The organism is Ammoniphilus sp. YIM 78166 (assembly GCF_004522215.1).
In the GTDB taxonomy this organism is placed as follows: domain Bacteria; phylum Bacillota; class Bacilli; order Aneurinibacillales; family RAOX-1; genus YIM-78166.
The window spans coordinates 134,124-149,935 of sequence record NZ_SDLR01000005.1 but is presented as its reverse complement, the minus strand read 5'-3'; the positions used below and the strand labels follow the sequence as shown (position 1 = coordinate 149,935).

General features: G+C 42.6%; 14 protein-coding genes, 2 pseudogenes and 1 riboswitch. Of the genes and pseudogenes, 11 read left to right on the top strand and 5 right to left on the bottom strand.

Features of this window, described 5'->3' with window-relative positions:
- Positions 1–66: 66 nt before the first annotated feature.
- Positions 67–846: an alpha/beta fold hydrolase gene (locus EIZ58_RS21875; RefSeq protein WP_167577878.1), complete on the bottom strand. Its 780-nt coding sequence runs from the start codon at positions 844–846 to the stop codon at positions 67–69.
- Positions 847–1,037: 191 nt separating this feature from the next.
- On the opposite strand from EIZ58_RS21875, the gene EIZ58_RS21870 reads away from it, so the two are divergent.
- The 4 genes from EIZ58_RS21870 (at position 1,038) to EIZ58_RS21855 (ending at position 6,122) form a co-directional block, all read left to right on the top strand.
- Entirely contained in the window at positions 1,038–1,751 is a 714-nt protein-coding gene (locus tag EIZ58_RS21870; RefSeq protein WP_134703058.1) for a FadR/GntR family transcriptional regulator, read from the top strand.
- Positions 1,752–1,764: 13 nt separating this feature from the next.
- Positions 1,765–2,676 (top strand): fumarylacetoacetate hydrolase family protein, encoded by a 912-nt coding sequence (locus EIZ58_RS21865; RefSeq protein WP_134703057.1) that lies wholly within the window; start codon positions 1,765–1,767, stop codon positions 2,674–2,676.
- A gap of 1,861 nt (positions 2,677–4,537) precedes the next feature.
- Complete coding sequence (gene wrbA, locus EIZ58_RS21860) at positions 4,538–5,173, top strand: NAD(P)H:quinone oxidoreductase (RefSeq protein WP_370297779.1); 636 nt, start codon at positions 4,538–4,540, stop codon at positions 5,171–5,173.
- Positions 5,174–5,327: 154 nt separating this feature from the next.
- Positions 5,328–6,122 (top strand): pirin family protein, encoded by a 795-nt coding sequence (locus EIZ58_RS21855; RefSeq protein ID WP_167577877.1) that lies wholly within the window; start codon positions 5,328–5,330, stop codon positions 6,120–6,122.
- Between the two features lie 150 nt (positions 6,123–6,272).
- Here EIZ58_RS21855 and EIZ58_RS21850 read toward each other — a convergent pair whose 3' ends face one another.
- Entirely contained in the window at positions 6,273–7,160 is an 888-nt protein-coding gene (locus EIZ58_RS21850; protein WP_134703055.1) for a LysR family transcriptional regulator, read from the bottom strand.
- A gap of 103 nt (positions 7,161–7,263) precedes the next feature.
- On the opposite strand from EIZ58_RS21850, the gene EIZ58_RS21845 reads away from it, so the two are divergent.
- Entirely contained in the window at positions 7,264–8,025 is a 762-nt protein-coding gene (locus EIZ58_RS21845; RefSeq protein ID WP_134703054.1) for a TSUP family transporter, read from the top strand.
- Positions 8,026–8,344: 319 nt separating this feature from the next.
- Here EIZ58_RS21845 and EIZ58_RS34570 read toward each other — a convergent pair.
- Positions 8,345–8,431 (bottom strand): annotated as a pseudogene (locus EIZ58_RS34570) (MBL fold metallo-hydrolase); the annotation flags it as partial.
- A gap of 316 nt (positions 8,432–8,747) precedes the next feature.
- Here EIZ58_RS34570 and EIZ58_RS21835 point away from each other — a divergent pair.
- Positions 8,748–9,009 (top strand): annotated as a pseudogene (locus EIZ58_RS21835) (leucine dehydrogenase); the annotation flags it as partial.
- On the opposite strand, the gene EIZ58_RS35365 reads toward EIZ58_RS21835, so the two are convergent.
- Positions 8,897–9,154 (bottom strand): hypothetical protein, encoded by a 258-nt coding sequence (locus EIZ58_RS35365; RefSeq protein WP_483296333.1) that lies wholly within the window; start codon positions 9,152–9,154, stop codon positions 8,897–8,899. The pseudogene EIZ58_RS21835 and the gene EIZ58_RS35365 overlap by 113 nt on opposite strands.
- A 115-nt stretch (positions 9,155–9,269) precedes the next feature.
- Here EIZ58_RS35365 and brnQ point away from each other — a divergent pair, with 115 nt between their 5' ends.
- The 5 genes from brnQ (at position 9,270) to EIZ58_RS33705 (ending at position 13,964) form a co-directional block, all read left to right on the top strand.
- The gene (gene brnQ, locus EIZ58_RS21825; RefSeq protein ID WP_134703052.1) at positions 9,270–10,625 is read left to right on the top strand and encodes a branched-chain amino acid transport system II carrier protein; all 1,356 of its coding nucleotides are present in this window, start codon (positions 9,270–9,272) and stop codon (positions 10,623–10,625) included.
- 10 nt (positions 10,626–10,635) lie between these two features.
- Positions 10,636–10,872: an acetolactate synthase small subunit gene (gene ilvN, locus EIZ58_RS21820; RefSeq protein WP_167577876.1), complete on the top strand. Its 237-nt coding sequence runs from the start codon at positions 10,636–10,638 to the stop codon at positions 10,870–10,872.
- A 498-nt stretch (positions 10,873–11,370) separates the two neighbouring features.
- Positions 11,371–11,607 (top strand): hypothetical protein, encoded by a 237-nt coding sequence (locus tag EIZ58_RS21815; RefSeq protein WP_134703050.1) that lies wholly within the window; start codon positions 11,371–11,373, stop codon positions 11,605–11,607.
- Between the two features lie 168 nt (positions 11,608–11,775).
- Positions 11,776–11,944: riboswitch (cobalamin riboswitch) on the top strand.
- Positions 11,945–12,024: 80 nt separating this feature from the next.
- Positions 12,025–13,785, top strand: coding sequence for a nicotinate-nucleotide--dimethylbenzimidazole phosphoribosyltransferase (gene cobT, locus EIZ58_RS34185; protein WP_205672298.1), 1,761 nt, complete (start codon positions 12,025–12,027; stop codon positions 13,783–13,785).
- A 26-nt stretch (positions 13,786–13,811) separates the two neighbouring features.
- Positions 13,812–13,964 (top strand): hypothetical protein, encoded by a 153-nt coding sequence (locus EIZ58_RS33705; RefSeq protein ID WP_167577875.1) that lies wholly within the window; start codon positions 13,812–13,814, stop codon positions 13,962–13,964.
- A gap of 206 nt (positions 13,965–14,170) precedes the next feature.
- On the opposite strand, the gene EIZ58_RS21805 is transcribed toward EIZ58_RS33705, so the two are convergent.
- A complete protein-coding gene (locus EIZ58_RS21805; protein ID WP_134703048.1) occupies positions 14,171–15,175 on the bottom strand; it encodes a DUF3231 family protein in 1,005 nt (334 codons plus the stop codon).
- Positions 15,176–15,812: the final 637 nt, after the last annotated feature.

Sequence of the window (15,812 nt, the reverse complement as noted above, 5' to 3'; positions counted from 1 at the left end):
CTCAATTCGGGAGCGCTTCGCTGAGTGTGACATAGGTATGGAATCTTTTTTCATCTTGTTCATAAATTAAAGCGAATATAAAAAGGAAAGCAGAGCACGGTTTACTGCATCAGGAGCCTCTACGGTTGTCCAATGTCCGCAATTTTCAATGACTTCCAGTCTAGCATTCGGGAATCCTTGTAGGAGCTTTTTGGCCATGGGAAGAGGGGTTACCCGATCTTCATCTCCAACAATTAGTAGAACCGGCACTTGGACCTGCCCGTGATTAATGGCCCTACCATTGGCTAATGCTCGACAGGCAGCCGCATAGCCTTCTGGATTGTTCCTCTGCAGCAAGTCACGGACGAGTCCAATGGTGGCAGCATTCGCATGTTTGGAGTAAGAGGAAGTTCCTCCTTCAATGACCGCATCAGCCACGGTATCCATCCCATTTTCACGGACAAGGTTGGAGCGATCATAGAGTCCTTTTTTCCCCGCTTCCGGAATTTCCAGCAATCCGCCCACTAGAGTAAGGCTTTTTACGCGGTCAGGATAATCAACGGCAAAGTGCTGGGCAATCAGGGTTCCCATGGAATGGCTGACCAGATGGGCCTCTTTGATTCCTTCTGAATTCATTAAGTTCTTTAAATCTTCCACGAAAACTTCAATAGAATATTCCGGAACTGACAGCTCGGTACGACCAGCTCCACGGAGATCATAAGCCGTAGTCTGGAAAAAGCGGGATGTCGCATTCACCTGGCTATTCCAGATATTAAGGCTTCCGCCCAGCCCATGGATGAAGATAATGGATTCTCCAGTCCCTTTGGTTTCAACATTGAAATTTAAATTTTGGATTTGCTTAATCAAGAATTCAGCCTCCTCTGATATAATGGTGATACGGAAAAAATTGGCTTTACCAATTCCAAAGTAATATTACAACTTATTTCCTATTCAGTCAACGTAAAATATATAATTTATTCGGAAAATTGGATATTGACTAATTTTTTGGTCAACCCTATACTTTTTATTGGTAAGGCCAATAGGGAGGACTTAGAACAATGGACATCCAAAATCTACCGAATAAGGCTTTTTTGGAAATTGCTAAAACCATACAGCAGCAGTTAAAGGAGGGGCTGCTTCGTCAAGGGGATAGACTGCCTTCGGAGCGGGCATTAGCTGAAACGCATCAAACCAGTCGGGCAACCGTGAGAGAAGCCCTTCGAGCACTGGAAATTATCGGCTTGATCGAGAGCAAGGTTGGGCATGGTACGTTTATAAAATCAGAAAGTATTCCTGCCAACGATCAGTTGTTCACAGAAATTGCAAATGAAACCAGCCCCTCAGAGGTGTTTGAAGCCCGGTTTTCCATCGAGCCCTATTTAGCGGAGTTGGCAGCCGTCCGAGCGACTCAAGAAGATTTAAAGACACTTGAGCAAATTCTCGAAGATACAAGGGATTGTATTGACTTTGAGGAGCTGACTCGCGACATTTTCCATAAGTTCGAGAGATTGGATGGCCAATTTCACTATCAAATCGCTTTGGCCGCGAAAAATTCGTTCCTCTTGCGAGTCATTGACATCATTAATAGCGTGCGTTTGGAAAAGTTGTGGGGCACCCTGAAGGAACGCAGCCTAACCAAGGAAAGGATGAACACCTATTTTAAAGAACATTGTGAAATTTTCAAGGCGATAAAGGATCGTGATAAGAAAAAAGCGGCTCATTATTCACTTGTCCATCTGAAAAATGTTCGAAATAATATGTTAGAAGAATAGGAGGAAGAGGTCAATGTATCTGAGTACCTTTATTCATCATAATCAATCTAGATATGGCTACTTAACCAATGACAAAAATTCCATTATAGATATTCTGAAAGCAGAGAAAGTCATGTTCCCTTCCACAATCCTGCCGCTTGAATTGGTCGATCTCATTGGAGACCCTCAAGCCATGGAAAGGGTAGAGGAGATTCGAAAACAACTAGCAAGCCAGCAGCCAGAAGATTTTGTGATTCCTTTGACAGAGGTCAGGCTTGCGGCCCCGATTCCCCAGCCTAAACGCAATATCATTTGCCTCGGGATCAATTATCGTGAGCATGCTTATGAATTTGGGAAGACGACAGATGATTCCAAGGCCATTCCGACTCACCCGATCGTTTTCACGAAAGCGACCACAACGGTAATCGGTCCGGAAGAGCCCATTCAATCCCATCCGGACGTGACGCAAGAATTGGACTATGAGGCCGAACTGGCCATCATTATTGGTAGGGAAGGTTCGAATATTTCTAAAGGCGAAGCCTATGACTACATTTTTGGCTATACGATGGTCAATGATATTACCGCACGGGATTTGCAGAGGGATCATAAACAGTGGTTCTTGGGGAAGAGTCTGGATACTTTCTGTCCTATGGGGCCTTATATAGCAACAGCAGATGAAATTGGTAACCCAGCGATGCTTGAGATTCAAAGTCGCGTGAATGGAGAAGTACGTCAGCAATCGAATACCGAATTGCTCATCTTCGACATTCCCACCATTATTGAGACAGTCTCGAAAGGAATTACCCTAAGGCCGGGAGATATTATCGCCACTGGAACGCCAAAGGGAGTGGGAATGGGATTCGAGCCGCCCCGTTTCCTGAAGGCAGGAGATGTTGTAGAAGTGGAGATCGGAAGTTTAGGCGTTCTTAGAAATCCGGTAGCTTAAATGTTAAGGGGATGGCAGATTAAGCAAAATGGAGCCATTACCCAAAGGAGCAGCCATAGGAGAACCGCCCCATTGGGGCACGTCTGTTGTACGTGACCGATAGTGTGACCGCACTGTCGGTCTCTTTTTGCTTGCTTCGGGGATACCCCCTTAGGTTTAAGGACTGTCCCTTTTTATATACGCACAGGTTCAGGGCACGAAACGCGAGCTGCTTTACGATAACGTTCACAGGAGCCGAAATGGAGGAGTCATAGTAGCCGAATGATGCACTGAAACTGTTAGGGAGTGGAAGTGGAGGAATCATAGAGGCCGAATGATTCACTGAAACTGTCGGGGAGTGGAAATGGAGGAGTCATAGTAGCTCAATGATTCACTGAAACCGTCCAGGAGCCGAAATGGAGGAGTCATAGTAGCCGAATGATGCACTGAAACTGTTAGGGAGTGGAAGTGGAGGAATCATAGAGGCTGAATGATTCACTGAAACTGTCCGGGAGTGGAAATGGAGGAATCATAGTAGCTCAATGATTCACTGAAACTGTCAGGGAGTGGAAATGGAGGAGTCATAGTAGCTCAATGATGCACTGAAACCGTCCAGGAGCGGAAATGGAGGAATCATAGTAGCTCAATGATTCACTGAAACCGTCCAGGAGCCGAAATGGAGGAATCATAGTAGCCGAATGATTCACTGAAACCGTCCAGGAGCCGAAATGGAGGAGTCATAGTAGCCGAATGATTCACTGAAACCGTCCAGGAGCCGAAATGGAGGAGTCATAGTAGCCGAATGATGCACTGAAACCGTCCAGGAGCCGAAATGGAGGAATCATAGTAGCCGAATGATGCACTGAAACCATCAAGGAGCCGAAATGGAGGAGTCATAGTAGCTCAATGATTCACTGAAACCGTCCGGAAGAGGAAATGGAGGAATCATAGTAGCTCAATGATTTACTGAAACCATTCGGGAGTGGAAATGGAGGAATCATAGTAGCTCAATGATTCACTGAAACCGTCCAGGAGCCGAAATGGAGGAATCATAGTAGCCGAATGATTCACTGAAACCATCAAGGAGCCGAAATGGAGGAGTCATAGTAGCCGAATGATTCACTGAAACTGTCAGAGAGTGGAAGTGGAGGAATCATAGAGGCCGAATGATGCACTAAAACCGTCCAGGAGCCGAAATGGAGGAGTCATAGTAGCCGAATGATTCACTGAAACCGTCCAGGAGCCGAAATGGAGGAATCATAGTAGCCGAATGATGCACTGAAACCATCAAGGAGCCGAAATGGAGGAGTCATAGTAGCTCAATGATTCACTGAAACCGTCCGGAAGAGGAAATGGAGGAATCATAGTAGCTCAATGATTTACTGAAACCATTCGGGAGTGGAAATGGAGGAATCATAGTAGCTCAATGATTCACTGAAACCGTCCAGGAGCCGAAATGGAGGAATCATAGAGGCTTAATCCCCTAATTATGGAGGCCTCCTCGTCAAGCTGACTCATTTGTAGTTTTGTTAAGTTCAATAATTGATTGTTGAGGAGCAGTGTGGCATCACTGTTCCTTATTGCTGTTTAAGTATATTAAATAACGATTATCACTGGATTGAATAAATTGGAAGGTGGATTGCATTTTGCTGCCGGGGTGTTATCGCTCGTAGGATCTTTCCTGATTGCCTCTACCATGTTGAGTTATTTTGAATGGTCAATGGCTGGATGGGAGCCAGATCTTTCGTTCTTGGCTTATGTCACTATAATATTTAGCTTTGACCGGAAGCACGCTTTTAGCCTTAGATAAGACTCTAATTAATCCCTTTTCGTTTTTCTGTTCACATGGGTTTAATACTTGGATGCGAAGGGAAGCGTGGGAATGTATATTGCAAACCATTTCAGGAGGGTTAATCATGCCTGTCAAACTTGCGATTGTTTATTACAGGTTATTCGAGCACAATGGGCTGCTTCTGCCGGTGAGGAGGCTGGAGCCGAAGTTAAAATCTTAAAGGTTCCTGAACTCGCTCCTCAATCGGTAATCGAAGGGAATCCTGCTTGGAAAGCTCATGTAGAGGAAACGGCATGTATCAACACCGTAACACCTGATGATATCGTATGGGCAGATGCCATCATCTTCAGCACTCCTACTCGATTTGGAAATGTGGCATCCCAAATGAAGCAATTTTTAGACACGACGGGCGGTATCTGGTTCCATGGTAAAACCGTTAATAAAGTCGTAAGCGCGATGACTTCTGCTCAAAACGCTCACGGCGGTCAAGAGGCCACCATCCTTAATCTATACACCACCATGTATCATTGGGGAGCTATTGTTGTCGCTCCGGGATATACGGATGCTTCTTTGTTTGCTGCTGGAGGAAATCCGTATGGTACCAGTGTATCCGTTGATCAAAACAATCAAATGGTTGGGGATGTGGGGGCGTATCAAAACGCCGTTAGGCATCAAGCTAAACGCGTAGTTACCATTGCTGAGTGGGTTAAGAAAGGTATGCAGTAATTTAGTTAATTATTTATGAACGAAAACCACAGCGCGAACTGTGGTTTTCGTCTGTTGATTGCGAGTCTTTGTAAGTTAACCGGTAACTGAATTTTTTCGCATGGGGCATCCCTTCTTAAATGGATGACCCGGACATTAAGAAAGGATGATGTTTATGTCTATGCGTGTTTTTTCAACAGATCAACAGGTATCAGGTGGGTTTGACGAAGGAAAACTCGTGGAGCAGAAGCCGATTGGATTTCCAGGTGAAGGATCAACTGTCGATCGTGTAGGAACCCTATTTTATTGGGCGTGGTTTCAAGCAAAAGAAGATGCATACCTCCCTCCTCATCCACATCGAGGATTTGAAATCATTTCGTACCTTCTTAAAGGAAGAGTACATCATCAAGATACCCTTGGAAATGAGAGAACCCTTAACACTGGGGGCTTACAGGTGATGCAAACAGGTAGCGGAGTTCAACACTCCGAGAAATATGAAAAAGGTACATCGGGGTTTCAAATTTGGTTTGAACCATTCATGGGAGAATCCAACTATGCTACCCCAACCTATGCTGATTATGAGGATCACGAACTGCCAGTAACAACAAAAAATGGTATCACCGTTAAAACCATAGTTGGCCATCACTCTCCCGTTCATTTAGTTGCTGACTCCAAGATGTGGGATGTCACGATATCCGCTGGACAAAAGTTCGAGCATGATATACCTGACGGCTACTCCATCGCCAGCCTTGTTGTTGAAGGGAAATCGAATTGGCATTTTCAAAATGAAACCAAGTCAGTAGATTCACATATGTTTGTCGTAGTTGAAGCGACTTCACTTCATTCTTTAAAAATCGAAGCAAGTACAAACGAGGATACCCGCTTAATCCTTATTCAAATTCCAAGTGTACTCCCTTATCCCTCCTATAAAGAGGTCAGGATAAGAGCTAAAGTGAAAAAAGATGAATAGGCTACTCTCCTACCGTTTGTGAACTACTCGCCATTTTCAAACAGCATTACCATAAACTCGGCTTCACTCACTTCGACGGTCGGAAGGTCCCATCCGGGTAGCCCTTCATAAAGACTTTGGAATGTCCTAACGGGAGATAGCGGAATAGGTCTAGCTCATAGATAGCCTTTTCACCAATTCATAAAATGCTTGTGAGGTGGGGGAAAACAAGTCATCTTTTCTTGAACAGAAGTAGATGGGTCTCTTAAGATCTATGCCCTCTATAAAGACACGCCCAATTTCTCCTTTTTCGATCATACTTTTCACTACAAGAGCAGGAGCTAACATGGCTCCATATCCCTCTTGAATGGTTTTTATGGACATATTCATCCCATTATATCGTAGGGACATCTTCGGTGGAGAGATATCATGGATTCGGCATAGGGCTAAGAGTTGTTCCCGAATACTACTTCCTTCCTCCCGCATGAAGAAAGGTTCTTCCATCATTTCTCCAAGGCTCGCCTCTCTCGAATCTAATTGGTGACCCTTTGGTACAATAAACCAAAGTTCATCGTCGAACAGCTTTTCATAATGAATATCTGGATGCTTCGATATACCTGCTATGAAAGCCAAATCAGCTTCATAGTGTAATAACTGCCTATTGGCTTCACTAGAATTGACAACAGTTAAGATAATATCAATATCTGGATTTACTTTCTTAAAAGAAGCCACCCATCTTGGGAATAAAACATTAGCAGGTAGTCCAGTCGAAGCTAACTTCAATGTTCCAATTTTCCCCTCCCGAAAGTCATCGATCTTCCTTTCTAATTCTTTCTCCACAGCAAATAGACGTTGGGCGTGGAGAAAAATCAATTCACCAGCCTCGGTCAAACGTATACCTCTTCCATACGCTTCAAGAACTTTTAATCCAATTTCTTTTTCCAGCTTACGAATCTGAGCGGTCACGGAAGGCTGACTAATGGCAAGGTGAATAGCTGCACCCGTTACACTTTTTCTATTAGCAACCTCAAAAAATACTCTCAATGCATGTAAATTCATCGTCACTCCTTAAGATATATAGATATCATCTATGAATACTATTAAATTATATATTAGACTGATGATTCCTCGCAATTTATGATGATGTGAGGAGGTGTTTATCTTGAATGATGTAACTGTTGAAATGTTAATCGCTTTAGTTGGATTGGGTTTCTTAGCTTCTTTTATTGATTCTGTTGTGGGGGGAGGGGGACTCATTTCTATTCCTGCTCTCTTACTTACCGGACTTCCTCTTCCAATGGTATTAGGAACAAACAAGCTGGCTGCTACAATGGGTTCATTGACCAGTACCATTTCTTTTATCCGTTCGGGAAAAATAAACTTTCACTTGGTAAAATACCTCATTCCTTTTTCCTTGATAGGAGCGGTCTTAGGATCCATTACGGTCCGACAAGTGCCATCTTCTTTTCTGAAGCCATTAGTCATTTTTCTGCTTATTGGAGTAGCAATATTTACCGTGTTTAAAAAAGATTGGGGAAAAAGTTCCACGTATTCAGGAATAAACAAAAAGACAGGCTACATCAGTACTTTGGTTGCGTTCGTTATCGGTTTCTATGACGGATTCTTCGGAGCAGGAACGGGTTCATTTTTGATTTTTGCTTTTCTCTCGCTTGGATTTGACTTTGTAACTGCTGCGGGAAATGCCAAAGCATTAAATTTTTCTAGTAATGTGGCTAGTTTAATTACGTTTATCTGTTTAGGTTCTGTTAATTTTTCATATGGATTAATGATGGGGTTAGCTATGGTTGTAGGGGCGCTAGTTGGATCTCGAATTGCCATCCGTAAAGGTACAAATTATATACGTCCACTATTTATTGGAGTAACGATTGTTTTGATCGGTAAGCAATTATGGGATGTCTTTTAATAAATACGAGAGGAAGTAAGACGAACCCTCGATTGTCTTTCCTGAAAAATATCCAGCAAGAACAAAAGCGAACTTGCTACTATAAAAGGAAGATCTAGTAACCTGCTTGCATCTGTCTTTTTATTTGTTCCGATCGGGGCAGCAGAATAGTGCAATCATACTTATAAGGACATACGATCCACTATTTGAGTTGAAAAGGGGAGTTTCTCGATAAAAGCGGTCTATTGGTTCCGTTAATTCTTCATTTTAGAGGATCTACTTTTGAATTTTGATGAAATAAAGGAACGTATGTCCGTGAACTCCTCTAAAATGAGGTTTTATGGATGGAAATAATTTTTGCATTAGGGGCAGCCTTATACAATTCATAGATATCATCATCCCCCATGACTAGAGAACCGCAAACAAATGAAAAAATGAAAGGCTGTATTCTAGTCCACACTGATAAATTCCTTCGTCTACTTCTCTTAACCAACGACCGCACCACACTTTTAAAGTTTTCTCGGCTAATATCGGCACTTTAAAGATGATCAGAAATTTTTTGTTGTATCCAGTGGCTTGCTGAATATACAGGGATAATTATGACAAATGCATGCAACATCTTGCATACACTGCAAAAATTTGCAGATAAAGAAACAAAAAAACGAGTGTTATTGTGATAACGATTATAAGGAACTTTTTGGTATTAATCTTGCAATAGAAAAAAATAGATCTATTAAATTTACGTGTACAGAGGGATGAAGGGAGCAGCTTACAAAGCTTTCGAATCCAACAATTTGACCGGTTTCACGAGGAAGGGGCTAAGCTGATTGTTACGGACATTAACATGGATCGTATCAATTGCGCGGTTCGCCCTACGCGTTAGGAGGGGTTATTAATGATGAAACGATTCCCCAGTTAAAAGCGGAAGTGATTGCCGGGGCGGGCAAGTTACATTTACCGTCAATAATACGGGCTCGTTCGTTTGGTCCTGTCTACCCCGATTATTAATCAACCGCAGGCGACGATCTCGAGTGTCGAAGCGAATGTCAAGCGACCGGTAGTCATTGACAATATGATTGGGATCCGTGATATGATGAATCTCTGCCTGTCTCTTGATCACCGCGTCAGACAGGGAGAATGAACGAAGCACAAATTGGAGTACTGGAGTCAGTGCCTTCCTGCTCCTGCCCAACCTGCATGCATGATTCGTAAAATGTGGTTAGATGATCCCGATTCTTAAAAAAGAACGGGAGGGGGAGGATACAATGAAGCAAATATCTGGAAAAGAAATGGTAGCTATAGGATTGATGTTATTTGCCCTGTTTTTTGGTGCGGGCAACCTCATCTTTCCCCCAGCTCTCGGGCAGGCGGCGGGTACAAGCCTTTGGGTTGCCATGGTGGGATTTTTGATTACCGGGGTAGGGCTGCCGCTTTTATCTGTAGCCGCCGTTGGGATGGCAGGGGGCAGTTTGCAAGCCTTAGCTAATCGGGTTCATCCTGTTTTTGGAATCGTATTTACCATTGTTGTTTATTTGGCCATCGGTCCGCTTTTCGGTATTCCGCGAACCGGTACAGTTGCTTTTGAAATGGGAGCTTCCCCTTTTTTGCCAGAGGAAATCCGACTGCAGCCCTCAGCACTTTTTCTGTACTCGGTTGTATTTTTCGGCATCACATTTTGGTTTTCTATCCATCCGTCCAAGCTTGTCGATCGAATCGGAAAAGTATTGACACCCCTATTGTTGGGAACTATCGCTTTATTGGTTATCAAAAGTTTCATCTCGCCGATCGGCGAATTGGGAAATCCGGAGCCAGCGTATCAGGAAGCGCCTTTCTTCAAAGGGTTCATTGAAGGATATTTAACCATGGATACGATTGCTGCTCTCGTATTCAGCATGGTTGTTATTTCCGCCATTGAAGAACGGGGTATAAAGGACCATAAAGTATTGGCGGCAACGACGTTGAAGGCCGGAATGATCGCCGGGGTGGGTTTGGCCCTTGTCTATCTTTCCCTTTCTTTTCTTGGAGGCTCCAGTTCTGAAATCCTTGGTGTTTCCGAGAATGGCGGGGAAATTCTCTCGAACGTAGCCTACCTGCTATTCGGCTCGTCCGGTACCATGCTGCTTGGACTGGCTGTAACGTTGGCCTGCCTAACGACATCGGTCGGATTGGTTGCAGCATGCGGGAGATTTTTTGCGAAAATTTTTCCCGCCGTTTCCTATAAAATAATCATTAGCATATTGACTCTTTTTAGTGCATTGCTGGCAAATATCGGTTTGACGCAGATCATCAAACTTTCTGTTCCTGTCCTGATCGGCATATATCCGCTCGCGATCGTGCTGGTCCTGCTGTCTTTTTTTCACCATCGCTTTAAAGGGCACGCAGAGGTTTATCAAGGAGCTTTGATCGCAACTATTTTTGTCAGTCTTGTGGACAGCCTGAGTCAAGCCGGTCTTAGATTGGAAACGATCACTTCGATTTATCAACAATATCTCCCACTATATGTGGTAGGCATTGGGTGGGTCATTCCAGCTTTTGGCGGGGCTGTTTTAGGATACCTCGTGGCTAGACTCAAGAGAAAAGAAGGGAAAGCAGAAAGAGATCCCGAGGAAAAGGTGGGTTAATAACAAGGTGATGGATGAAATGCAAGTCAAGGTGTTATTCTACAATCGTCCAAGTGTGTTGGTCCGTTTGGTGGGTTTATTATCAAAACCAGGACTCAATATAGACAACATGGTGGTCAAACCTTCCGAACAACAAGATTTATCTAATATGTTGATTATGGTCGAGGGGAATCAAGAGGAACTTCAACTTATTTTTAAGCAAATAGAAAAACTGGACGATGTTATCAAAATTGATCGAGTAGATTGATTAGTTGATAATAAGATTCCCCCTTCTAATAAATGTTATGGGGCTTCAACCATAATCCTGGAATGGACACCTTGACTGCTAATGTTCTCTGGGTTTTCGTGGAATGGTTAATGATCAAAAAACATTAATTACTCAGGCTATAACCTTTTTGGAAAACCAATAACCTCCTTTGGTACAGCACCAAAGGAGGTTATACATGATTCGCTTAACCTATAACAATCTGAATGAATTGTGAATGTATATTTAAGTACTGGAATTGATACTTTCCTGAGGCTGCTTCGATAGGCACTGCTGTTGCTAAACGGGAGGATAACACAATAATAAATCAACTCTTTCATAATCTCAAAGTTTTCGTGGTTATAATGAGCGGTTAACTTTTGCTGTAATCAGCCATGAAATTTCATCTCATCATTGGAAAGTTATGGAATAAGTTTTTCTCTTATGTGTTAAGATAACCACAAATTAGGATATCAAACAAAACGAGATGGAGTTGATTAAATGAATTTTTTTCAGGGCGAATTGTTTGATCAAATTAAGCAATGGAATACCAGAAGAGATGATCTGGACGATAAAATTGACTTCATTTATGAACTAATTGATAGGGACGAAACGAATCGTAAGGAGGATTTATGGTTAGAAATCAAGGTATTGAATACTCAACGGGAGGAATTGGATGATTTAATCGATGCAGCGTATGAAGAAGTAGATAGAGTCCTTTACAATCCAGCTATGTAGTTATCTAAGGCACGGAATAATTACTGTTTATCATAGACAAAAAAATAACAGAGAAAAAATTCTACTGAAGATCCAATGCATTAGTCTTTTGGGTTATGTTGGAGAATATTACTAATAAAAGTATTGCCATTCTATTGGATTTATGGTTAAGTGGGATTGTGTATTACAATTGTATAGTCTTCATTAGGTGCCCTAATATGGGAGAATAGGGAAGTTTTGAAACAACGCGGAGCCCGCCACTGTAGTCGAGGAGCTGCTGCAATGCCACTGGGAAACTGGGAAGGCGCAGCATGTGAGGAATCGGAGTCAGGAGACCTGCCTAAGAGAAGTTTGCAAGTAGGGTATGGCACAACCCCAGCTTATTTGAAGCTGGGGTTTTTTGCGTGGTCGGGAGTTACCAACAAAGGGGGAAGCATGATGCAAAAACTAAAGAAAACGATGAGCTTGATTGATGGGTTGGATACTCAAGTGCAGAAACAAATGGAACAGCACTTAAATAGGCTAACAAAGCCACTGGGAAGTCTTGGGGTATTAGAAACACTAGCCATTAAAATAGCCGGGATAACCAAGAACCCACGACCCGATATTGATCCCTCTGTGGTCGTGGTCATGGCAGCGGACCATGGTGTAACGACGGAGGAGGTGTCTGCTTACCCATCCGAGGTGACGCAGCAAATGGTATGTAATTTTTTAGCTGGTGGGGCAGCGATCAACGTTTTGTCTCGAGTCTCCCATGCCTCCGTACAGGTTGTGGATGTGGGTGTAAACGGAGTGGTGCAACTACAAGGCTTACTGAACAGGAAGGTACGATACGGTACCCATAACATGGCTCAAGGACCGGCTATGACAAGGGAGGAAGCGGTCGAAGCGATAGAGATCGGGATCGAGGTAGCAGAAGAAGTGATTGAGAAGGGCGCTAGGCTGATTGCGTTGGGGGAAATGGGAATTGGAAATACGACGGCGAGTAGTGCGATGCTCGCTGTTCTTGGACAGATCCCAGTTGAGCAAGTGGTTGGACTTGGAACGGGAGTGGATGATGAGGGGAAAGAAAGGAAAATTAAGGTCATTAAACGAGCGATCGAGGTCAATTCACCCCACCCGGCCGACCCGGTAGATGTATTGTCTAAAGTAGGAGGGTTAGAAATTGCAGGACTTGTGGGTCTTGTATTAGGGGCAGCCGCGGCACGAATTCCTGTATTGGTGGACGGTTTTATTACGGCCGTGGCAGCACTAACCGCGGTTCGAATGACTCCTGACTGTGGGCATTACCTCATTGCCTCCCATCAATCTGTGGAGCCAGGTCATGTCCTAGTGAATAAACTTTTAGGATTGCAACCACTCGTTCATTTCAACCTTCGTCTTGGGGAAGGAAGTGGAGCAGCGGTTACCCTTCCTATTCTGAGATCCGCCGTACGAATTGCACATGAAATGGCTACTTTTGAGCAAGCCGGTGTATCTGGTTCATTGGATGAGTTAACCCAACGCGGTGTAGATGAAGTGGCGGTTACGGTTCATTTACCCATTGAGACCCGCCATGAGTTTCAAGCGCATCACAGACAAGGTGTTTATCAGGCGATTTATAGTCGCCGCGATGTCCGTTCTTTTTTAAACCATCCAATCGAGGAGGAGAAGCTTAGAAGAATTTTGGAAGCAGCCCACCATGCACCTTCCGTAGGCTTCATGCAGCCATGGAATTTTATTGTGGTTCGTTCTCAAGAAGTGAAGCAACAGCTACATCATGTGATTTCAAGAGAAGTAGAGGTGGCAGGAAGATATTTTGAGGGTCAACGGGCGCTATTGTATCCTAAACTAAAGGTGGAAGGTATCCTCGAAGCCCCTGTTACCATTTGTTTTACCTGTGACCCTGTAAGAGATGGAGAACATGTACTAGGGCGAAATACCATACCTGAAACCGATGCATACTCGGTAGTGTGTGCGATACAGAATCTATGGCTTGCTGCACGGGCAGAGGGGCTTGGGGTTGGATGGGTCTCGTTTTATAAGAAGCAGGATATACGAAGGATTCTCCATATTCCCCCCCATATTGAGCCCATTGGTTTACTCTCTATTGGATACACAGATCAATTCCAAGATCAACCCGAGTTTGAGACTGTAGGGTGGAATAAACGGTTGCCTATTGATAACTTAATTTTTAAGGAGCAATGGGATAAACAATAACGCTATTGGATGTTATTCAGGGATGCTTGGACAATAAAATACATCTACAACGTACATTTACGGGAAGAACGCCGAAGAGAACTTTATTAGAAATTTCTAAGGAGCTGAGAGGCTCCTATTGGGTATCAATGGTTCAGCATCCGTCCCTTGAGTTCGTTGCTGTGGTAGCGGGAGTTTAGCGCAATAGGATGTATCATTAATCTACCTGGGACAGATTAATAATTGTTGAATGGGAGAAATATTGGTATGAACTAGACCAAACCATAATAGCGATATATGGATGCCAGCATCCTCCTTTGTGTTGCTGCACTAAAAGGAGGATAGATTGAAGTATGTTAAATAAAGAGCATCTTCTCCTATTAATAGGAAGATGCTCTGATAAATATTAATCCTTAGCTATTTCATCTCTGTCAATCGATTGTGGGGGTTGTTCCATCCAACCATGTTTAATCATAATGTTTACCCCATCTTCTACATACTGTCCAACCTCTGTATTAAGTCGGATATAATGAGTTACCAAATCCCTTCGTGTTGTTGTAGAAATCGCTGATCCATAGTTACCCATTCCACTTGAATTTAAAGAAAATGTATGAAACATCATTAGTTTATCTGAAAATGCTGGAACGGTAGAGTCCATTACATCAGAATCCCACGTCATAGGTACAGGTAGGTCATTTTCAGTTAGGAGGGAATCAAAAATTTCTATGTGTTTGGTTGAAATCTTTTTTCCTCTTACCATATAATCACGAACATCGGCTGTCTTGGCTACTTGACTAAATCCCATTACCACTGCTTTACCGATAGCATTGGTTTGTATGTTGTGGTGTAGTTGCATAATTTCGATAGCAAGTAACGGCTTTCGTTCTCCAAACCAACCTGTGAGGAAACTTTGATGTTTAACGAAATCAACTGATTTTGGAGTTGTAATATATGGCGGTCTTATATATATCCCTTTTGAAAGCTGTACACCAACTGCTCTATGCTGTAACTCTATACTGGAAGCAATACACTCTGAATAATAGTCGCGGACATCAGACCTTGCCGCTAAAGATAACGCAAGTGTATCAGAAGTAAGTCCCATTTTGGTCATATGGTAAACATAATTTAAGTGGAACGTATCTGAAAATAATCTTGGCGCTTTTAAGTCCACATCTTCGGTTGTAAAACCAACAGGAATAGGATAATTTTCATGATTAAATATATCGGTAATGGTTTGAATGTGCTTTTTAGATAAACTCAAGGCATATTCTAAAACTGATTTTATTTCTGTATCCTCTGTTTTCTCCAAAAAGAAGGAGAGAACGCAGCTACTAAGAGAGTCATGCATGTAATTAGTCCACAGATTAGCTATCTCAGTTGAAGTAAGTCTAATATTATGTTCAGTTTTCAAAGTAGTTTCCTCCAAAACACGGTTTAGTTATCCAAGTATTTACAGTATCTCACTATTAACGGTAATTATTAGTATCTCTATTTCAATAATAAAAAGGCTCACCACTTGGAAGGTGAACCTTTAAGGAGATACTTTGAAAACTTACACAGGATATTCTGAACTAATTTTCTGCATTCTATTCAACTAACCGGGGATCGTTACCTCGGAGTAGTCGTCACGGCTGCTCCTTGTTTCATTACTAAGCTATCGGGCAGTTTAACGAAACAGTACCAATGAATATTAGAAGATGTGGATGTTTGGAGTACGAGATTGTGATACATCGAGTTGATTTTAAATAGTGGTAAAAAGTCCACTTATCCGAAAAAATAAGAGGAAAAAAAGCAAAATAAGTGGAGAATCAACAACTAATGCTTGAAAACATCAAATAAATATGGCTTTCAGAGCAAATAGTTGGAGTTTTTCCACCTATATGATGAGGTTTCTATTTAATTTTTAATCATAGGTGGAGAATTTCCATCTATTCATCCTTGGTTTTATTACATGTCTACCATCAGTGTACTTTTGCCAATTATTATCTTTAAAAATACCCTGTAGGGGGTATATTAATTTTTAGTCATTTATTAAACTAAAGGGATTC